The organism is Pseudomonas sp. S1_G07, assembly GCF_054668565.1.
The window spans coordinates 2,274,188-2,293,373 of sequence record NZ_CP162778.1 but is presented as its reverse complement, the minus strand read 5'-3'; the positions used below and the strand labels follow the sequence as shown (position 1 = coordinate 2,293,373).

The following is a 19,186-nucleotide window of genomic DNA, read 5'->3' as shown; positions in this document are numbered from 1 at the left end:
GCACGAGTCATGCTCTACACTTCTTAACGATCGTCTGGGACGCTTCAGGAGCCGTCGCGGACATTCGCTGTACGAAGAGAGCCGTTCAGCCGGCTTCATAAAAAAAACAAATGTCGAGGAAGTATTGATGCGCATCGTTCCCCCTATCTTGGGCGCAGCTATCGCTGCCGCTCTGATCAGCACTCCAGTGTTTGCCGCCGAACTCACCGGCACACTGAAGAAAATCAACGACTCCGGCACCATCACTCTCGCGCACCGTGACAGCTCCATTCCGTTTTCCTATATCGCGGACGGTTCGGGCAAACCCGTGGGCTATTCCCACGATATTCAGCTGGCCGTCGTTGAAGCCCTGAAAAAAGACCTGAACAAGCCCGACCTGAAGGTCAAGTACAACCTGGTGACCTCGCAAACCCGTATCCCGTTGATCCAGAACGGCACCGCGGACCTTGAGTGCGGCTCCACCACCAACAACGCCGAACGCGCCCAGCAGGTCGACTTCACCGTCAACATCTTCGAAATCGGCACCCGTCTGCTGGTCAAGAAAACCGACAAAGGCATGCCGTCCTACACCGATTTTGCTGACCTGAAAGGCAAAAACGTCGTAACCACCGCCGGCACCACCTCAGAGCGCATCATCAAGGCGATGAACGCCGACAAGCAGATGGGCATGAACATCATCTCCGCCAAGGACCACGGCGAATCCTTCAACATGCTCGAAAGCGGTCGCGCCGTTGCCTTCATGATGGACGACGCCCTGCTGGCCGGCGAAGAAGCCAAGGCCAAGAAGCCGGATGACTGGGTGATCACCGGTACTCCGCAGTCCTTTGAAGCCTACGCGTGCATGGTTCGCAAAGGCGACCCGGCCTTCAAAAAAGCCGTGGATGACGCCATCGTCGGCCTGTACAAATCGGGCGCAATCAACAAGATCTACAGCAAGTGGTTCGAAAGCCCGATCCCACCCAAAGGCCTGAACCTCAACTTCCCGATGAGCGACAAGGTCAAGGAGCTGATCGCCAATCCAAGCGATAAACCAGCGCCTGACGTAAAAATCTGATTCCTGACTAACCTTATCTCCTGAGGGAGCGTCCCTCCCTCAGGCGTCTGTTACTACCTGCTGGCTGTACTTTGGAACACTCGACCGGGCGGTTTTCGAGCCGATCGTGTGTGCCTGGCGTTCACCGCCAGGCGGGAATGGATTTTCCCCAAGCGGGTGCTTGTACATCGATCGATCTCGAGGGGAGACCCTAATGAACTACAACTGGGACTGGGGCGTATTCTTCAAGTCCACCGGCGTTGGCAGCGAGACTTATCTCGACTGGTATATCGCCGGCCTGGGCTGGACCATCGCCATCGCTGTCGTGGCATGGATTATCGCCTTGCTGCTGGGCTCCATTCTGGGGGTCATGCGCACGGTGCCAAACCGCCTCGTGTCGGGCATTGCGACCTGCTACGTGGAGCTGTTTCGTAACGTGCCGCTGCTGGTTCAGCTGTTCATCTGGTACTTCCTGGTGCCGGACATGCTGCCGCAAAACCTGCAGGACTGGTACAAACAAGACCTGAACCCGACCACCTCGGCCTACCTGAGCGTTGTCGTGTGCCTGGGCCTGTTCACCGCCGCCCGTGTGTGCGAACAGGTGCGTACCGGTATCCAGGCGCTGCCACGGGGCCAGGAGTCGGCCGCGCGCGCCATGGGCTTCAAGCTGCCACAGATCTACTGGAACGTGCTGCTGCCCCAGGCCTACCGCATCATCATTCCACCGCTTACCTCGGAATTCCTCAACGTCTTCAAGAACTCCTCCGTGGCGTCCTTGATCGGCCTGATGGAATTGCTGGCGCAAACCAAGCAGACCGCCGAGTTCTCGGCCAACCTGTTTGAAGCTTTCACCCTGGCCACGCTGATCTACTTCACCCTGAACATGAGCCTGATGCTGCTGATGCGCGTGGTCGAGAAGAAAGTCGCGGTGCCCGGCCTGATCTCCGTGGGGGGTAAATAATGGACTTCGATTTCAGCGGTATCATCCCCGCCATGCCAGGCCTGTGGAACGGCATGGTCATGACCTTGCAGTTGATGGTCATGGGCGTGATCGGCGGCATCGTCCTGGGCACGATCCTCGCGCTGATGCGCCTGTCGTCGAGCAAGCTGCTGTCGCGCGTGGCCGGCGCCTACGTGAACTACTTCCGCTCGATCCCGCTGCTGCTGGTGATCACCTGGTTCTACCTGGCGGTGCCGTTCGTGCTGCGCTGGATCACCGGCGAAGACACACCGATCGGCGCGTTCACCTCCTGCGTCGTGGCCTTCATGATGTTCGAGGCCGCGTACTTCTGTGAAATCGTGCGGGCTGGCGTGCAGTCGATCCCCAAGGGCCAGATGGCAGCGGCGCAAGCGATGGGCATGACCTACGGCCAGACCATGCGCCTGATCATCCTGCCCCAGGCGTTCCGCAAGATGACCCCGTTGCTGCTGCAACAGAGCATCATCCTGTTCCAGGACACCTCGTTGGTCTACACCGTGGGCCTGGTGGACTTCCTCAACTCCGCCCGCTCCAACGGCGACATCATCGGTCGCGCCAATGAGTTCCTGATCTTCGCCGGTGTCGTCTACTTCATCATCAGCTTTTCCGCCTCGCTGCTGGTCAAGCGTCTGCAAAAAGGTTTGCCGTATGATCTCTATCAAGAATATCAACAAGTGGTATGGCGACTTCCAGGTGCTGACCGATTGCAGCACCGAGGTTAAAAAAGGCGAAGTGATCGTGGTGTGCGGGCCGTCCGGCTCGGGTAAATCCACCCTGATCAAATGCGTCAACGCGCTGGAACCGTTCCAGAAAGGCGACGTGGTGGTCGATGGCACATCCATCGCCGACCCGAAGACAGACCTGCCCAAACTGCGTTCGCGCGTGGGCATGGTGTTCCAGCACTTCGAACTGTTCCCGCACCTGACCATCACCGAAAACCTGACGATCGCGCAGATCAAGGTGCTTGGCCGCAGCAAGGAAGAAGCCACCAAAAAAGGCCTGCAACTGCTGGAGCGCGTTGGCCTGTCGGCACATGCCCACAAGCACCCTGGCCAGCTCTCCGGCGGCCAGCAGCAACGTGTCGCCATCGCCCGCGCGCTGGCCATGGACCCGATCGTCATGCTGTTCGACGAACCGACCTCGGCGCTGGACCCGGAAATGGTCAACGAAGTACTGGACGTGATGGTGCAACTGGCCCAGGAAGGCATGACCATGATGTGCGTGACCCACGAAATGGGCTTTGCCCGCAAAGTAGCCGACCGCGTGATCTTCATGGACGCCGGCAAGATCATCGAAGACTGCCCCAAAGAAGAGTTCTTCGGCGACATCAGCGCCCGCTCCGAACGCGCGCAGCACTTCCTTGAGAAAATCCTGCAGCACTAAAAAGCCGCAGCTCGCTCCTCCTGCAGGAGCGAGCTTGCTCGCGAAAAACGACAACGATGACGCGCACATCCTGGATGAACGCGGTGCCCTTGGCTTTTTCGCGAGCAAGCTCGCTCCTACAGGAAAGGGTGAGCGGTAGCTGACCCAAGGCATCTGTGATGAAATGCGACCCCAACCTCTATCGCGCCGCACCGCCATCACTTGCCGTGAAGCCCCGTCTGATTCGCCAACTGTTCCTGCCGCCGCTGATCATCGCGCTGATGATCGGCCTGGGTTATATCGGCTTCTGGATCAGTGAGTACTATGGCATCCGCACCCTCAGCGACACGGGCGAACGCCAGCTGGAGCTGCATGCCCGCACCGTCGAAAGCGAACTGAGCAAATACACCTACCTGCCCAGCCTGCTGGAATTGGAAACCAGCGTATCCACGCTGCTGGCCGACCCGAACCAGGAAACCCGCAAAGCGGTCAACGATTACCTCGAAGGCCTGAACCGACGCAGTCGCAGCCGGGCCATCTACGTCATGGACACCACCGGCCGTGTGCTGGCTACCAGTAACTGGCGCGATGCCGACAGTTACCAGGGTGAAGACCTGTCCTTTCGCGCCTACTTCCAGAACGCAGTACGTGGCCAGCCCGGCCGGTTCTATGGCATCGGCAGCACCAATGGCGAACCCGGCTATTACCTGGCCCACGGCCTCGAAGAGCATGGCAAGATCATCGGTGTCGCGGTGGTCAAGGTCCGCCTGGAAGCCCTCGAAGAACGCTGGCAACGCGCGCGCCTGGAAGCCTTCGTCAGCGATGAGAACGGTATCATCATCCTTTCCAGTGACCCGGCCCGCCGCCTCAAGGCCGTGCGGCCGCTGAGCGATGACACCAAGGACCGGCTGGCCCACAGCCTGCAGTATTACTGGGCCACACTGAACGAGCTGGAACCCCTGGCCCGTGAGCGCTTGAACGAAAGCGCGGAAAAACTCACCTTTCCGGCCAACAGCGAAGTGGTCAACGACGAACACGAAGTCAGCTACCTGGCGCAAACCCGTCCGCTCAACGACACGCCATGGAATTTCACCCTGCTCACCCCACTCAACGACCTGCGCCGCGAGGCGATCAACCAGGGCATCCTGGTAGCGGTCGTCTTTGGCCTGGTGGCATTTTTTCTGATTGCCTGGAACGAGCGGCGCAAGGTCATCGCCACCCGCCTCGCCGCGCGTGAAGCCTTGCAGGAAGCCAACAGCCAGCTGGAAAGACGCATCGCCGAACGCACCGCCGACCTGCGCGCCAGCAACGAACGGCTCAAGGGCCAGATTCGTGAACGGCGCCAGGCCGAAGAAACCTTGCGCCGCGCCCAGGACGAACTGGTGCAGGCCGGCAAACTGGCGGCCATCGGCCAGATGTCCACCAGCATCGCCCATGAGTTGAACCAGCCCCTGGCCGCGCTGCGCACCCTGTCCGGCAACACCGTGCGCTTCCTCGAACGTGGCGCGCTGGACACCGCCAGCGCCAACCTCAAGACCATCAACGAATTGATCGATCGCATGGGCCGCATCACCGCCAGCCTGCGCTCCTTTGCCCGGCGCGGCGACGATCAGGGCGAAGCCAGCCTGAGCAAGGCCGTGGACGCCGCGTTCCAGGTACTGGGCCCACGCCTGGACAGCCCGGCGCTGACCCTGCACCGCGACTTCGCCAACGCTCAATTGCAGATCGACCAGACGCGCCTGGAGCAGATCCTGGTCAACCTGATCGGCAATGCTCTCGACGCCATGCAGGCGCAGCCGGCCCCCGAACTGTGGCTGGAAGGCAGCAGCAGCGAGGGCAGATACCGCCTGTACGTGCGCGACAACGGCCACGGCATCGACCCCGAGGCACGCAAGCATCTGTTCGAACCGTTCTTCACCACCAAACCCGGCGAGCAAGGCCTGGGCCTGGGCCTGACGCTGTCCGCCAGCCTCGCGGCGGCCACCGGCGGCAACCTCGCGGTGGAGCACCCGGCCAGTGGTGGTACCGCCTTTGTCCTGAGCCTGCCACTGGTGGGCGCTCATGGAGCTGACTCGACATGAATCCAGACGCTACAGCCCCTACAGACGACCTCACCGTGCTGATCGTCGAAGACGATCCCCATGTGTTGCTCGGCTGCCAGCAAGCCCTGGCGCTGGAAGATATACCCAGCGTTGGCGTGGCCAGCGCCGAAGAGGCCTTGAAGCGTGTTGGCGAGAACTTCGCGGGCATTGTGATCAGCGATATTCGCCTGCCGGGCATTGATGGCCTGGAGCTGCTCACGCGCCTCAAAGCCCTGGACAAAAGCCTGCCGGTGGTGCTGATCACCGGGCATGGCGATATTTCCATGGCGGTCGGTGCCATGCGCAATGGCGCGTATGACTTCATGGAAAAACCCTTTTCCCCCGAGCGACTGGTGGACGTCGCCCGTCGCGCCCTGGAGCAACGCGGGTTGGCGCGAGAGGTCTGGTCGCTGCGCCGCCAGTTGGCCGAGCGCGATTCCCTGGAAGGCCGCATCATCGGCCGATCACCGGCCATGCAGAACCTGCGCGAACTGATCGCCAACGTCGCCGACACCTCGGCCAACGTGCTGATCGAAGGCGAGACCGGCACCGGCAAGGAACTGGTCGCCCGCTGCCTGCATGATTTCAGCCGTCGCCACGCCCATCAGTTCGTCGCCTTGAACTGCGGCGGCCTGCCGGAGAATCTGTTCGAGAGCGAGATCTTCGGCCACGAAGCCAACGCCTTTACCGGCGCCGGCAAGCGACGCATCGGCAAGATCGAACACGCTCACGAAGGCACGTTGTTCCTCGACGAAGTGGAAAGCATGCCGATCAACCTGCAAATCAAATTGCTGCGAGTGCTTCAAGAGCGCACCTTGGAACGCCTCGGTTCAAACCAGAGCGTGGCGGTGGATTGCCGCGTAATCGCCGCCACCAAGTCCGACCTCGACGAGCTGAGCCGCGCCAGCCAGTTTCGCAGCGACCTGTACTACCGCCTCAACGTGGTCACCCTGGAACTGCCGCCCCTGCGCGAACGCCGTGAAGACATCCTGCAACTGTTCGAACACTTCCTGCAGCAATCGTCCCTGCGTTTTGACCGCACGCCGCCGACACTGGATAACCAGACGGTTTCCAGCCTGATGAGCCACGACTGGCCCGGCAACGTGCGTGAACTGCGTAACGTCGCCGAACGTTTCGCCCTCGGCCTGCCCGCCTTCAAAAAAAGCGGCGCCGGCAGCGGCAACCATGGCCTGGCCTTCACCGAAGCGGTGGAAGCCTTTGAACGCAACCTGCTCAGCGATGCCCTGCAACGCAGCGGTGGCAACCTGACCCAGGCCAGCCAGGAACTGGGCATGGCCAAGACCACGCTGTTCGACAAGGTCAAGAAATATGGCCTGAACCACTAAGGAGCACGATGTGGACCTGGTATTGAAGGCCGCCCTCGGGGCGGCGGTGGTACTGATTCTGGCGGCCTTGGCCAAGACCAGAAACTATTACATCGCGGGGCTGGTGCCACTGTTTCCGACCTTTGCCCTGATCGCCCACTACATCGTCGGCAAGGGCCGTTCGGTGGACGACCTGAAGACCACGATCCTGTTCGGGATGTGGTCGATCATTCCGTACTTTGTGTACTTGGCGACGTTGTATGTGCTGGTGGATCGGATGCGCCTGGAAGCGTCACTCGCCGTGGCGGCGGTGGCGTGGCTGATGGCGGCGACGGTGCTTGTCAGCATCTGGGTACGCCTCCACACCTGACACCGCTCGATCAAACCCGTGGGAACTGCGAATCAGCGGACTATCTTGTCGACCTGGATACCCAGCTTCTTCAAGCGATACCAGAAACTGCGCTCAGAGATCCCGATCTTCGCCGCCGCCGTGGCCTGCACCCCATGACTCTCTTGCAGCGCCGCCAGAATGTAGGCTTTCTCCACCTCAGCCAACGCCGCATCCAGGTCCCGGGGAATGCCCGGCCCATCGCTGAGGAGGGCCGCTACACCGCCCTCGCTCGGCTTGGAAGCAAACAGATAACCGGGCAAGTCGATATCCTCGATCACAGGCGTTGCCGCCACGATGGTCGCGCGCTCCACGCAGTTTTGCAGCTCGCGGATATTGCCCGGCCAGTGATACGCCGCCATGGCCTGCAAGGCTTCCGGGCTGAAACCGGTGATGCGTTTGCCGGCGGTGGCGCTGAGGGTCTGGGCAAAATGGCGGGCCAGGGGCGCAATGTCTTCCCTGCGCTCACGCAGGGCCGGCAACGGAATCGGGAACACGTTGAGGCGGTAATACAGGTCTTCGCGAAACTCCTTGTTGGCCACCGCGTCCAGCAGGTTCTTGTTGGTGGCGGCGATCACCCGCACGTCCACTCTGCGCTCACGGGGGTCGCCCACCGGCTCGATCACCCGTTCCTGCAAGGCGCGCAGAATCTTGGCCTGCAGGGCCAGCGGCATATCGCCCACTTCGTCGAGAAACAGCGTGCCCTTGTCGGCCTGCATGAAGCGCCCTACCCGGTCGGCCACGGCGCCGGTAAACGCGCCCTTGCGATGGCCGAACATTTCGCTTTCGAGCAGCCCTTCCGGGATTGCCGCGCAGTTGACCGCCACAAAGGGTTTGTCGGCACGGCTGCCATGCTTGTGGATGGCGCGGGCGACCATTTCCTTGCCGGTACCGCTTTCGCCGGTCAGCAGGATAGTCGCACTGCTGTCACGCACTGAATCGATAGCTTGCAGCACCTTGCGAAAGGCCGGGCTATCGCCCACCAGGCTGTCGAACTGCGCATGCTCATCCAACTCGGCGCGCAGGCGAGCGTTATCACGCAGGATGTCGCGGAACTGCAGGGCCTTGGCCACGGTGATGTCCAGCTCGTCGATATCGAACGGCTTGGCGATATAGTCGTAGGCGCCATTGCGCATCGACTGCACGGCATTCTTCACCGTGCTGTAGGCGGTCATCACGATCACCGGCACGTGCGGGTAACGCAGCTTGATCTCGGCCAACAAGGCTGGCCCGTCCATGCCCGGCATGCGCCAGTCGCTGATCACCAGGTCGATGTCTTCCCCTTCCAACACCTTGAGCGCGTGCAGGCCGTTGCCGGCAATGAACACCTGCACGTTGTTCTGGCCCAAGGCCGACGCCAGCAGGTCACACAGCTTGGGTTCATCGTCGACTACCAGAATGTTATGCGTCATGACTGTCCTCGTCGTCTTCACCCATCGCCGGAATGTACAGGCTGAAGGTGGCGCCGGCATCTTTTTCGCTGGCGCATTCGATGCTGCCGTCATGACTTTCCATGATCGAATAGACTTTGGCCAGGCCCAGCCCGGTGCCTGAGGCCTTGGTGGTGACGAATGGCGTAAAGATACGCTCGATCATTTCTGTCGGGATGCCCTGGCCCGTGTCGGCAATGCTGATGACCGTGTTGCCGTCGAGCATGCGAATCCCCAGGGTCAGGCGCCCGCCTTCCGGCATCGCGTCGATGGCGTTGAGAATCAGGTTGAGGCAGGCCTGCTTGATTTGCTTGGTGTCCGCGTAAATCATCGCCCCCGGCGCCTGGTCATCGATGTGCGCATCGATGCGATGGGTGGCCAGCTCCGGCGCGCAGAAACCGAGGATTTCCTCCACCAGCGCAAGCGCCGGCTGCAGCACGCGCAACGGCGGGTTGGGTTTGGCGAAGTCGAGAAACTCGGTGATCAGGTCGTTGATGCGGCTGACTTCGCTGATCACGTATTCCAAGTGGCGCTTATCGGTATCCGGCAGATCGCTGCGGCGATGCAACAACTGGGTGGCGGTCTTGATGATGCCCAGCGGGTTGCGGATCTCGTGGGCCAGGCCCATGGCGACTTCGCCCAGGGCGTGCAGGCGATCACGCCGACGCAGTTGGGCTTCGAGATGATGCAACTCGCCCAACCGCTCGGTCATATGGTTGAAGGTGCTGCTCAACTGCGCCAGTTCGTCGCCGCCGCTGACCTCCACGCGATGCGCATAGTCGCCCGAAATCACCGCCCCCACGCCCTGGGACAAGTCCCGCAAAGGCTTGGTCAAGCGCCGCGACACCAGCACCCCCGCCGCCAGCGACAAGGCCGAACTGAGCAAAAATATCAGCACGAACAAATTGCTCTGGTTGACCAACCCCACCAGGCTGGTGTGGCGCAGCAGGCCGCTGAAGATCACGCCCTGCAAGTCGCCGGCATCGTTGAAGATCGGCCAGTACAAACCGCTGTAGTTATTGGTGAACTGCTCGCTGGGCTGCTTGGTGCTGCGCATCGCGGTTTCGACATCCTTGGGAATACGCGAGGGGTGATCCTCAAAGCGCTGGGTCGAAAATATCTCGGAAAAGCCGTCGGGGTTGGCCAGGTACAGGCGCAGGTCGAGGGAATGCACATCGGCCACACTGGTGAGGAAACTGCTGTCCAGGTAAGTCCCGACCAGCAGCAGATAATCGACGCCCTCCTGGGTGGTCTCGAAGGTCGAGGCCACGATACCCGTGAATACCCCGCCCACCTTGACCGTCTGCAACGCGGTGGTATTGGCCAGGTTGATCTGTTTGACGATGTCATCGGCGACGGTATTGAACACCACCTTGTGGTCACTGGTTCGGATCAGTGCTACCACGTCGATGTCGGTGGCTTCGGCGATGTCGGCCATCAGCCGATCGTGTTTGGCAGCGCGCTTGTTCTCGGGCGGGCTGGTGTAGCGCAGGAACACCTTGGCCATGCGCGCGTTGTCGTGAAGGATATCGCCGATCTCGTCCTTGACGATCTTGGTCGACTCCTGCAGCCAGATACGCACGTTGCTGTCGAAAATCTGCGACAGGGTGGTAGCGGCCAGCTCCGCCGCGATCATGGTAGGGATGACACTGACCAGCCAGAAAGCCAGCACCAGCTTGCGCTGGACGCTCCAGCGCGAAATGGCAAAGGGGCGGGCTTTCTGGCGGGTCCTGGTGATCATCGGGTTTCGCTTATCGCAGCAGCCATGGCGGGGTCGGAACGATCCGGTCGAATAAACAGTTTTACTAGCTTGAGCAGGCCGTTGACCAGCCGGTTGCGGTGCCGAAAAAATACACTGTTGCCGTGGAACTCGCAGCCCAGGCGTAGCTTACTGGCATATCCGGCCTGCCCGCACTCATATAGCGCGATATTGTGCTGGATACAGTAGTCGACATTGGTCAGCCAACTGCGGAAATACAGGTTGTAGTCGCGGGTGAAGTTCACGTCATGCCCGAAAAACTTGTCTACCAGCCGATGTTCGTCCACCAGCATCAGGTTGAAGGCCACCAGTTGCTCATCCACCCAGTAAAGCGCACACACCGCGCGCCCTTCAAGACGCTCGAGCACGCCCGTGAAATAGCCGGCGGGCAGGCGCTCGAACTGCAACTCGGCCCGCGTGAGCGTGGCTTCATACAGGCGCATGACCTCGGGCAGGACATCATCGATGGTGTACCGCCACTCTACTCGTGGCCCCGGCGCGCGCAATTTGCGACGCAGGTCTTTGCGCGTGGATTTACCCAGCGAGCCCAGGTAAGCGTCCACCGAGCCATAGGGCAACGGCAGCACGCCGGTGGGCAAGCTTGGCATGCTTTGGAAACCCGCGGCGCGACAACTCTCGAGCCAATGCGGGTCCCGGGAGGGCGCATCCTTGACGGCCAGCAGGCCGATGCCGAACTCATCAGCGTCCTGGCGCGCGGCTTTTAACAGCTGCTCAAGCAACAGCGGGCGCCGCGCCTCGGGCACGTTACTGGCAAACCCGGCGTCGCAGCGCTCGGCCACCGGCGAGCCGATGGCATACAACCCCAGTTGCAAAACACCCGGCCACAGTCGCTCCAGGCGTTCGGTCAAACGCTTGCCGGCACCCGACACGGTGGTGTCGAGGCGGTAATGGGTGATGAACGCGGCGGCCACGGCCACCACTGTTCCGTTCTCATAAACGGCCAGGTAACGCCACTGAAAATCCTCGATGGCAGCGCTTTCCACGGCGACGTAATAGTCCCAGCTCTCCAGGGCACCGGGAAAGCAGTCGTTCCAGGCGCTACGTTGGATGGCCCGGATGGTCGGGAAGGCTTGAGTGGTGATCACAGGTTTCCCTTATTTCTGTGGTGAGCGCCGATCAAATGTGGGAGCTGTCGAGCCCCGGCGCGGCTGCGATGGCATCACCTCGGTGCATCTGAAAGACCGAGGCGCCCGCATCGTCCTGCATGGGTTTTAAGCTCGCGTGCTGCTCGACAAACTCCGCACTCAACTCAATCACCCGGCGGTATTGCAGGTCGACGGTGATCATGTGGTAGCAGTTGTCCAACAGGATCTTGGTCACCGGCCCGCCGAGGTGGCGCTCGACATAGTCGGCGTTCCAGCGGCTGGTGATGTCGTCCTCGATGGAGTGCAACACCAGGGCCGGTACCTTGATCGACGGCATGCGTTTCTTGACCACCGCGTTCATCCAGTGCAACTCGCGCACCGTCACGCCCTCCATGGTCAGCAAGCCCGCTTCGCTGCTCTCACCTTCTTTCATCTGTCGTTCAACGATGGCGCGCAGGCGTTCGTTCTTGATGCCGTAGGGCGGTTTTTCGGTAAATCGAAACAGCCGCACGCCAAACGGAATGCGGATGAGCAGCGGCGTGATGAACGCCATTTTGTTGATGCTCCAACCGTCGTACTTGAGCGTGGTGGAGTACATCAGCAGCCCGGCGACCTGGCCCGGATGCTCCGACGCCAGGTACATCGACATCACCGCGCCCATGGACAAGCCGCCGACAAACACCTGCGCATGCCGCTGCCGAACCTGCACGAAGGTCTTGCGCACCCCTTCGTACCAGTCGCGCCAGCCGGTGGCCTGCAGGTCGCTGTTATCGCCACAGTGTCCCGCCAGGGTCGGCACATACACGCTGCAATTGCCGGCCTTGGCCAGGCCCTTGGCGACCTGGCGCAATTCTGTCGGGGTGCCGGTCAGGCCGTGGATCAACAGGATCCCGACCGGACCATCACCGAGAACGAAGCCGGCATCACCTTCACCGAGGTCGATCTCTGCCGGCTTCACCGTTTGGTCGCCCGCACCAGCAGTTGCTCGAGCAATTTCAGGCCCAGTTCGATTTCCGGGTAGCTGATTTCCAGGGACGGTGCCAGGGTGATCACGTTTTTGTAGTAACCGCCCACGTCGAGGATCAGCCCCAGCTTCTGGCCATCCACCACCATGTCACCCTTCATGCCTTCCTCGACCATGTAGTCCAGGGTTGCCTTGTCTGGCGTGAAGCCGTCCGGGCCGCAGATTTCGCAGCGCAGGGCCAGGCCCAGGCCGTCGACATCGCCGATGATCGGGAAACGTTTTTGCAGGTCCTGCAAGCCTTCGAGGAAGAACTTGCCCTTGGCCATCACCATCGCGCCGTAATCGACTTCGTTGGTCATCTTGAACATTTCCAGGCCCACCGCCGTGCCCAACGGGTTGGAGGCGAAGGTGGAGTGGGTCGAACCTGGCGGGAAGATCTTCGGGTTGATCAACTCTTCACGGGCCCAGATGCCGCCCAGCGGGTTGAGGCCGTTGGTCAGCGCCTTGCCGAACACGATCACGTCCGGTTGTACGTCGAAGTGTTCGATCGACCACAGCTTGCCGGTGCGATAGAAGCCCATCTGGATTTCGTCGGACACCATCAGGATGCCGTGCTGGTCGAGCACGTGCTTGAGTTCACGGTAGAAGTTCATCGGCGGGATCACGTAGCCGCCGGTGCCCTGGATCGGCTCGACATAAAACGCGGCGTACTCGCTCTGGCCGACCTTCGGGTCCCACACGCCGTTGTATTCGGTCTCGAACAACCGGGCAAATTGCTGCACGCAGTGGCTGCCGTATTCTTCCTTGGTCATGCCTTTAGGCCCACGGAAGTGATACGGGAACGGAATGAACTGCGCGCGCTCGCCAAAGTGGCCGTAGCGGCGACGATAGCGGTAGCTGGAGGTGATCGACGAGGCACCCAGCGTGCGCCCGTGGTAGCCGCCTTCAAAGGCGAACATCAGGCTCTTGCCGTTGGTGGCGTTGCGCACGACCTTCAGGGAGTCTTCGATGGACTGCGAACCGCCAACGTTGAAGTGCACGCGACCGTCGAGGCCGAATTTCTTCTTGGCGTCCACCGCGATCATTTCCGACAGCTCGATCTTGCCTTTGTGCAGGTACTGGCTGGCGATTTGCGGCAGGGTGTCGATCTGCTGTTTCAGCGCGTTGTTCAAGCGCGGGTTGGCGTAGCCGAAGTTGACCGCCGAGTACCACATTTGCAGGTCGAGGTAGGCCTGGTCTTCGGTGTCCCACACATAGGAGCCTTCGCAACGGCTGAAAATACGCGGCGGTTCGATGTAGTGAACAGTGTCGCCGTAGGAGCAGTACTTGGCTTCTTTATCCAGAAGGATCTGGTCTTCGGCGGTAGCGATGCGGATATCAGACATGGTGGAAGAGTTCCTGATTTTCGGTAGACAGGTCGCCGGCAAAAGCGCTGGCGTTGGCGGCGATGCCCTGAGGTAGCAGCGCCAGCAATGCAGTCACTTCGGCAAAGGTGTCGAAGCGTGCGTGAGGAATGTTGTTGGCCTCGCAGTAGCGGGCGAGGCTGCCTTTGGCGAAGACGAAATCGGCGGTGGAGGCCACGCACATGTCGGACTTGCCGTCGCCGATCACCAGCACGCGCTTGTTGCGCGGCGTGGATTTGCACTTGCAGTTGCCGGACGCAGCGCGGCAGGCGTCGCTTGAGTACGGGAAGTCGATGCGCCAGCTGGTCTGGTCGACCTGGCGCAGGCGGTTGGCGAGGATCGGCAGCAGGCTCACGTAGTTGCGCGACAGGATGCGCGCGATGCCTTGCTCGATGCCGTCGCTGACCACTTCGATGAACGCGCCCAGGCCGATGACGTGATCGACGAAATCCGGAAAGTCCGGGTCGATCTCGACGCTGTCGAAGTACGCCAGCAGTTCGGCGGGGGTGGCCTTGATCAGCGCCAGTTGGCGGCTCAGGCATTCGCGCGAACCGATATGCCCGTCCAGCCATTGCTGTTCGATGGTTTCCCACTCGGGGCCGGCGAAGCGTTGGAGGACGTTGTCGATGACATCGGTGGGGGTAATGGTCCCATCGAAGTCACACACGATATGCCAGTCAATCATCTGCGTTTACCTGGAAGAGGGCGCGCTGCATGCGCTTGCCACAGGGGTAGAGCAGGGACTGTGCCAATTGGCGATAACCCAGCGGGGCCGGGGTTTTCCCGCTATTCGCAGGTGATTTGTGTCAGGGGCAGCTACAATTTTTGTAGCTTGCTACAAACAAGATGAGTGCTTGCACAGGCGCCGCGCTTTGCGCGTTCATGCGCGTGTGTTCAATCAAGGAACCATGACCATGTTGAGGATCACATGCGCCGCACTGGCGGGTTTGCTTGGCCTGTGGAGTGTTTCCGATACGGCATTGGCTGAAGGTATCTCCGGCGACGTCGGTGCAGGCCTCAGCTACCAACCCCATGACCCGACCGGTAGCCGCTACGAAACCCGGCCCGTGCCCTACCTCGACCTGGACTGGGGCGACGTGAGCCTGGACACCGATGACGGCTTGACCTGGAGTGCCCTGAAAACCCAAGGCTTCAGCGCCGGCCCGTACATCAATTACCTGCCGGGGCGCACCGCCAACGGTTCGCTGCAGGGCCTGCGCACGGTGGCGGACATGGCCGAAGTCGGGGGGTTTATCCAGTACGCGCCGGCCGACTTCTGGCGCGTCTACGCTCAGCTGGGCCAGGCCGTCGGCGGCGGCCATGCGCAGAGCGGCGCACTCGGCAAGGTCGGCGGCGAACTGGGCTACCCACTGGGTGGCGGGATCATCGGCAGCAGCGACCTGGTGGCGCACTTCGCCGATGCGCGCCAGACCCAGGCGTATTTCAGCGTGGATGATAACGAGGCCGCAGCCACCGGTTTTCAGGCATACAAGGCCAGCGGCGGTCTCCAGAACGTCACTGTGAGCCAGAGTTTTCAGTTCCCGCTGGCGGCCAACTGGTCACTGCTGACCAGCGCCAGTTGGGTACACCTGGTGGGCTCGGCGGCGGACAGCAGCATCGTCAAGCAGGTCGGCGAGGTGAACCAGCGCCAGGTGCAGACGGCGGTCAGCTATACCTTCAATTGATTTCCCCCGAACCAAATAGGGGAGCGGGCTCGCCGCTCCCGCATGGGGGCCCTGTTTCATCGCGGCATGTTCAGTTCTCTTCGCCCTCGGCCAGCAGGGCGATGCCGGCGATGATCACCGCCACCCCCACCCAGTGCAGCGGGCTGATGTGTTCCCCCAGCCCCAGCCACGAACCGAGCAGCACCGCCACGAACACCAGCGAACTCAACGGGAACGCCAGGGACAGGCTGCTGCGCCGCAGGATCAGCATCCACACGAAGAATGCCCCGATGTAGCAGGCAATCGCCGCCAGGATCGCCGGGTTACGCGCCACATCGGCCAGCCATGACCAGCCGAAATTCATCTGCCCCAACTGGTCACCGGCGACTTTGGTAAACAACTGCCCGGCACTCTCGGTGCAAATCAACAGGGCCCACAACACCACGGTGCCCAGGCGCTCATGCAACCAACCCGCATTGATCGTTTGCGTCTTCATGCCTGACTCCCTGCAATTGCCACCAACATCACGCCAAAGGTAATCACCAACGTGCCCAGCCAGCGACGCCGGCTGACGGTTTCGCCCAGCACCACCTTGCCCACCAGCACCACCCCGCAATACGCCAGCGCCGCCGCCGGAAACAACAGGCTCAGCGGCGCGCGGGACAAGGCTTCGAGCCAGACGAAAAACTCAATGACATAGGCGCCGATCCCGGCCCACAACAACGGCGCATTGAACACCTGGCCCCAGAACGCCTTCAGGCGAAAGCCGCCGGCCAGTTCAGGCAAACGGTCCAGGCCGAGCTTGAAACACAACTGGCCGATCACATCGAGGACGATGGAAAACGCCACCAGCAACACCACGGTCAAAGTCACGGGAACAGCTCCTCAAACAGCTCGATCAAGGCTTCATTGGTCACGGCGTTGCGCTGCAAGTCTTGGGCGCTCCAGCGCGCAGGCGACGGCTGATCGGACTTGGCCTCCCAGCGCTTGAATGCGTTGCTGAATGCTGGCGTGGCGAACTCGCCGCACACGTCGATGCCAATAATGCGTTTACGCGCGGCCAACGCGCGCAGGGCTTGCAACAGATGCGTCAGGCGCATGCCGCCCTGGTCCCAGTTGGTGGCGGCGTCTTCATTGGCAAGCACGTCCTTGTCGATGGTGATCCAGATCGCCTCGGTGGGCAGGCTGGTGATCATCTGCTCAAGAAACGCCGCCCAATCCAACTCCGCCAGGTTGCGCCAGTGCAGGTAGTTTTCCTGCTGCTGGTGACCGGCGCCATCCCCTACCCGGCCCCATACTTTCGAGGGCGGGTGCTGCCAGGGAAACAGCTGCAATTGCCCACGCGTGAGGGCGCCGAGGTTGCCGCCGCGCAGTTGCGGGTTGTGCAGGTCGTCGCTGCACGGGCCGAGGGTGACGATGCGTTGGATCGCCGGCATTTTCAACGCGCGGTTGACCCACGAACCACAGTGGCGCTTGGGCGCAAATCGCACCCAGTCGGGGTGGTTGTCGAAGTGGATCAGGCTGATCGGTTCTTTGAGGTCGGCGAGAAATGCCGGCGTAAGGTGGTGATAATCGCCGGAGCCGACAAACAGGATTTCCGGGCGCGCGTCCGTGGGCCGGGGCCGTTTGGCCAGGCGTTCGACGAAGCACTTCCAGGTTTTTTCGGTGGACCACAGGCGCAGTTTGGGGCCCAGGTCCAGCAGATCGATGCGGGTAGCACGGCCACTGGCCAAACGCCGCGCAATCGGCGCCTGGCCCGTCAGGCTGTGGTCGAGGTCAAGAATATTCAAGGTAATGTTTCACCCCTAATGGCAGTGCCCATGCGCAGACCGGATGGGCTTTAGGGGGACAATGCAAGGGGCGGGCCAGGGGTCAGGCAAGCCACCCGCCACATGAGAACGCTGTCAGGAGCGCGATTCGTTGATGATCTGACGAATCGCGCCGACAAAGGCTTCGGCCGGCTGGCCGCCGCTGACGGCGTACTGGTCGTTGAACACAATGGTCGGCACCGAGCTCACGCCACGGGACACCCACAGTTGTTCTTGCTCACGTACCTCGGCGGCATATTCATCGCTGGCGAGGATCTCGGCGGCGCGCGCAAGGTCCAGGCCGACGCTCTCGGCGATAATCGCCAGGGTGGCGTGATCGGAGGGGTCCTGGCCATCGGTGAAGTAGGCCTTGAACAGCGCTTCCTTGAGGTTGTACTGCAAGCCTTCCAACCCGGCCCAATGCAGCAGGCGATGAGCGTCGAAGGTGTTGTAGATGCGGCTCTGGCCGTCGGTGCGAAAGGCAAAGCCCAACGCGGCGCCCATGTCGCGGATGCGCGCGCGGTTGGCCTGGGACTCTTCGGCGCTCGATCCGTATTTTTCGGTGATGTGCTCGACAATGTTCTGCCCTTCGGCGGGCATGTTCGGGTTCAGCTCGAAGGGTTGGAAGTGGATCTCGGCCTGCACTTCGGCGCCCAGTTGGTCAAGGGCTTCGGTCAGGCCGCGCAGGCCGATGATGCACCAGGGGCAGGACACATCGCTGACGAAATCGATTTTCAGGGGAGTACTCATGGCAGGCAACCTCGTTGGCATTCTTGCGCCGTAAAAGTCGCACCATACACCACCTCACAACAGCTTCGCAGGCGCCACCGGATCAATCTGCGCCCAGTGGGCAGTATCTTCACGATGGGCTTGCAGGTACGGCAATACCGCCGTCAGCAGCGGTGCCTTGAAGGCTTCCTGAAACCGATGGGCCATGCCGGGAATCAGCTTCAATTGGCTGCCCTGGATATGCGCGGCCAAGTGCACGCCGTGCATCACCGGCAACAATGGGTCGGCGGTGCCGTGCACCACCAGGGTCGGTACGCGCAGCTGGTTGAGCAGCGGCACGCGGCTGGGCTCGGCGAGGATCGCCATGATCTGGCGCTTCACGCCGTCCGGGTTGAAGGCACGGTCGTAGGACAGCGCCGCCTGGTGCAGCAATGCCTGGCGATCATCCTTTACATTCGGGCTGCCCAGCGCCGCCAACAGGTCGGCCTGTTGCTCAAGGGCCACTTCACGGTTGGGCGCGCCGCGCCGTGACAGCAACTGCACCAGCGCCGCACTTGGCGCCGGCAGGCCTTCGGCGCCGGAGCTGGTCATGATCAGGGTGAGGCTCTCGACCCGCTGCGGTGCCATGGCCGCCAGGTGCTGGGCGATCATCCCGCCCATGCTCGCGCCGAGTACGTGGAATTGCTGGATCTGCAACGCATCCATCAGCCCCAGGGCGTCGTCGGCCATGTCGGTCAGGGTGTACGGCGCCGCCACCGGCAGGCCGAGTTTGTAGCGCAGCACTTCAAAGGTGAGGTTGGCGCTGGCCGGGGCCTGGCGCCAGGTGGACAGGCCGACGTCGCGGTTGTCGTAGCGGATCACCCGAAAGCCTTGTTGGCACAGGGCGACGACCACTTCGTCCGGCCAGTGGATCAACTGGCCGCCCAGGCCCATCACCAGCAGCAAGGCCGGGTCGGAGGCACGACCGATACTCTGGTAGGCAATGCTGACCTGAGCCAGGTCGACCGTTTGGGTCGGGACATTGACGTCACATCGAGAAGCCGCAAAAGACGGCAGGCCGAATAAGAAAGCGGCCAGTAAAAGCAACACACGCATGAAAAACACCGAAACGCAGAACCCCAGTAGAGCGCGAGTCTGATGAAGTTTGTTCAAGCG

The 19,186-nt window shown here is 61.6% G+C and carries 18 protein-coding genes and 1 pseudogene; 8 read left to right on the top strand and 11 right to left on the bottom strand.

Annotated features, from left to right (window positions below; genetic code table 11):
* The first annotated feature begins 127 nt into the window (after positions 1-127).
* The 7 genes and pseudogenes from AB4O05_RS10395 to AB4O05_RS10365 all read left to right on the top strand — a co-directional run bounded on the left by AB4O05_RS10395 (position 128) and on the right by AB4O05_RS10365 (position 7,150).
* Entirely contained in the window at positions 128-1,054 is a 927-nt protein-coding gene (locus tag AB4O05_RS10395; RefSeq protein WP_460131207.1) for a glutamate/aspartate ABC transporter substrate-binding protein, read from the top strand.
* Between the two features lie 193 nt (positions 1,055-1,247).
* On the top strand, positions 1,248-1,994 hold the full coding sequence (locus AB4O05_RS10390; protein WP_046034435.1) for an amino acid ABC transporter permease: 747 nt from the start codon (positions 1,248-1,250) through the stop codon (positions 1,992-1,994).
* Positions 1,994-2,656: pseudogene (locus AB4O05_RS10385) on the top strand (amino acid ABC transporter permease); the annotation flags it as partial. The gene AB4O05_RS10390 and the pseudogene AB4O05_RS10385, both read left to right, overlap by 1 nt.
* A 4-nt stretch (positions 2,657-2,660) precedes the next feature.
* On the top strand, positions 2,661-3,395 hold the full coding sequence (locus AB4O05_RS10380; RefSeq protein WP_460131208.1) for an amino acid ABC transporter ATP-binding protein: 735 nt from the start codon (positions 2,661-2,663) through the stop codon (positions 3,393-3,395).
* Positions 3,396-3,553: 158 nt separating this feature from the next.
* On the top strand, positions 3,554-5,455 hold the full coding sequence (aauS, locus tag AB4O05_RS10375) for a two-component sensor histidine kinase AauS (protein WP_460131209.1): 1,902 nt from the start codon (positions 3,554-3,556) through the stop codon (positions 5,453-5,455).
* Positions 5,452-6,801 carry a two-component response regulator AauR gene (aauR, locus tag AB4O05_RS10370; protein WP_460164872.1) on the top strand — a complete coding sequence of 450 codons (1,350 nt, stop codon included), beginning with the start codon at positions 5,452-5,454 and terminating at the stop codon, positions 6,799-6,801. Before aauS ends, aauR begins: the two co-directional genes overlap by 4 nt.
* A 10-nt stretch (positions 6,802-6,811) precedes the next feature.
* Positions 6,812-7,150, top strand: a complete 339-nt coding sequence (locus tag AB4O05_RS10365; protein ID WP_460131210.1) for a GlpM family protein — start codon at positions 6,812-6,814, stop codon at positions 7,148-7,150.
* Between the two features lie 32 nt (positions 7,151-7,182).
* Here AB4O05_RS10365 and AB4O05_RS10360 read toward each other — a convergent pair whose 3' ends face one another.
* Genes AB4O05_RS10360 through AB4O05_RS10335 form a run of 6 tightly spaced genes read right to left on the bottom strand, consistent with a single transcriptional unit; the run spans position 7,183 to position 14,515 of the window.
* Positions 7,183-8,580, bottom strand: coding sequence for a sigma-54-dependent transcriptional regulator (locus AB4O05_RS10360; protein ID WP_460131211.1), 1,398 nt, complete (start codon positions 8,578-8,580; stop codon positions 7,183-7,185).
* On the bottom strand, positions 8,570-10,339 hold the full coding sequence (locus AB4O05_RS10355) for a sensor histidine kinase (RefSeq protein ID WP_460131213.1): 1,770 nt from the start codon (positions 10,337-10,339) through the stop codon (positions 8,570-8,572). The genes AB4O05_RS10360 and AB4O05_RS10355 overlap by 11 nt, the downstream gene beginning before the upstream one ends.
* Positions 10,336-11,463: a GNAT family N-acetyltransferase gene (locus AB4O05_RS10350; RefSeq protein ID WP_460131214.1), complete on the bottom strand. Its 1,128-nt coding sequence runs from the start codon at positions 11,461-11,463 to the stop codon at positions 10,336-10,338. Before AB4O05_RS10350 ends, AB4O05_RS10355 begins: the two co-directional genes overlap by 4 nt.
* 31 nt (positions 11,464-11,494) lie before the next feature.
* Positions 11,495-12,421, bottom strand: coding sequence for an alpha/beta hydrolase (locus AB4O05_RS10345; protein WP_460131215.1), 927 nt, complete (start codon positions 12,419-12,421; stop codon positions 11,495-11,497).
* On the bottom strand, positions 12,418-13,812 hold the full coding sequence (locus AB4O05_RS10340) for an aspartate aminotransferase family protein (protein WP_460131216.1): 1,395 nt from the start codon (positions 13,810-13,812) through the stop codon (positions 12,418-12,420). The genes AB4O05_RS10345 and AB4O05_RS10340 overlap by 4 nt, the downstream gene beginning before the upstream one ends.
* Positions 13,805-14,515, bottom strand: coding sequence for an HAD-IB family phosphatase (locus AB4O05_RS10335; RefSeq protein WP_460131217.1), 711 nt, complete (start codon positions 14,513-14,515; stop codon positions 13,805-13,807). The genes AB4O05_RS10340 and AB4O05_RS10335 overlap by 8 nt, the downstream gene beginning before the upstream one ends.
* Positions 14,516-14,744: 229 nt before the next feature.
* On the opposite strand from AB4O05_RS10335, the gene AB4O05_RS10330 reads away from it, so the two are divergent.
* Positions 14,745-15,515, top strand: coding sequence for a MipA/OmpV family protein (locus tag AB4O05_RS10330; protein ID WP_460131219.1), 771 nt, complete (start codon positions 14,745-14,747; stop codon positions 15,513-15,515).
* A gap of 70 nt (positions 15,516-15,585) precedes the next feature.
* Here AB4O05_RS10330 and AB4O05_RS10325 read toward each other — a convergent pair whose 3' ends face one another.
* From AB4O05_RS10325 to AB4O05_RS10305, 5 genes are all read right to left on the bottom strand, one after another.
* The gene (locus AB4O05_RS10325; protein ID WP_460131221.1) at positions 15,586-15,990 is read right to left on the bottom strand and encodes a DMT family transporter; all 405 of its coding nucleotides are present in this window, start codon (positions 15,988-15,990) and stop codon (positions 15,586-15,588) included.
* The gene (locus AB4O05_RS10320; protein ID WP_460131223.1) at positions 15,987-16,367 is read right to left on the bottom strand and encodes a DMT family transporter; all 381 of its coding nucleotides are present in this window, start codon (positions 16,365-16,367) and stop codon (positions 15,987-15,989) included. The genes AB4O05_RS10325 and AB4O05_RS10320 overlap by 4 nt, the downstream gene beginning before the upstream one ends.
* Entirely contained in the window at positions 16,364-17,284 is a 921-nt protein-coding gene (locus tag AB4O05_RS10315) for an arginase family protein (RefSeq protein WP_460131224.1), read from the bottom strand. The genes AB4O05_RS10320 and AB4O05_RS10315 overlap by 4 nt, the downstream gene beginning before the upstream one ends.
* Before the next feature lie 114 nt (positions 17,285-17,398).
* On the bottom strand, positions 17,399-18,052 hold the full coding sequence (locus AB4O05_RS10310; RefSeq protein ID WP_460131225.1) for a DsbA family oxidoreductase: 654 nt from the start codon (positions 18,050-18,052) through the stop codon (positions 17,399-17,401).
* A gap of 54 nt (positions 18,053-18,106) precedes the next feature.
* Positions 18,107-19,126: an alpha/beta fold hydrolase gene (locus AB4O05_RS10305; protein WP_460131226.1), complete on the bottom strand. Its 1,020-nt coding sequence runs from the start codon at positions 19,124-19,126 to the stop codon at positions 18,107-18,109.
* Positions 19,127-19,186 lie beyond the last annotated feature (60 nt).

What these genes read in the sequence shown, in the direction of transcription:
- aauR (WP_460164872.1), top strand. Translation starts at nt 5,452, where the DNA reads ATGAATCCAGACGCTACAGCCCCTACAGACGACCTCACCGTGCTGATC.
- AB4O05_RS10335 (WP_460131217.1), bottom strand. Translation starts at nt 14,515, where the DNA reads ATGATTGACTGGCATATCGTGTGTGACTTCGATGGGACCATTACCCCC.
- AB4O05_RS10325 (WP_460131221.1), bottom strand. Translation starts at nt 15,990, where the DNA reads ATGAAGACGCAAACGATCAATGCGGGTTGGTTGCATGAGCGCCTGGGC.
- AB4O05_RS10330 (WP_460131219.1), top strand. Translation starts at nt 14,745, where the DNA reads ATGTTGAGGATCACATGCGCCGCACTGGCGGGTTTGCTTGGCCTGTGG.
- AB4O05_RS10390 (WP_046034435.1), top strand. Translation starts at nt 1,248, where the DNA reads ATGAACTACAACTGGGACTGGGGCGTATTCTTCAAGTCCACCGGCGTT.
- AB4O05_RS10380 (WP_460131208.1), top strand. Translation starts at nt 2,661, where the DNA reads ATGATCTCTATCAAGAATATCAACAAGTGGTATGGCGACTTCCAGGTG.
- AB4O05_RS10395 (WP_460131207.1), top strand. Translation starts at nt 128, where the DNA reads ATGCGCATCGTTCCCCCTATCTTGGGCGCAGCTATCGCTGCCGCTCTG.
- AB4O05_RS10305 (WP_460131226.1), bottom strand. Translation starts at nt 19,126, where the DNA reads ATGCGTGTGTTGCTTTTACTGGCCGCTTTCTTATTCGGCCTGCCGTCT.
- aauS (WP_460131209.1), top strand. Translation starts at nt 3,554, where the DNA reads ATGAAATGCGACCCCAACCTCTATCGCGCCGCACCGCCATCACTTGCC.
- AB4O05_RS10360 (WP_460131211.1), bottom strand. Translation starts at nt 8,580, where the DNA reads ATGACGCATAACATTCTGGTAGTCGACGATGAACCCAAGCTGTGTGAC.
- AB4O05_RS10310 (WP_460131225.1), bottom strand. Translation starts at nt 18,052, where the DNA reads ATGAGTACTCCCCTGAAAATCGATTTCGTCAGCGATGTGTCCTGCCCC.
- AB4O05_RS10340 (WP_460131216.1), bottom strand. Translation starts at nt 13,812, where the DNA reads ATGTCTGATATCCGCATCGCTACCGCCGAAGACCAGATCCTTCTGGAT.
- AB4O05_RS10355 (WP_460131213.1), bottom strand. Translation starts at nt 10,339, where the DNA reads ATGATCACCAGGACCCGCCAGAAAGCCCGCCCCTTTGCCATTTCGCGC.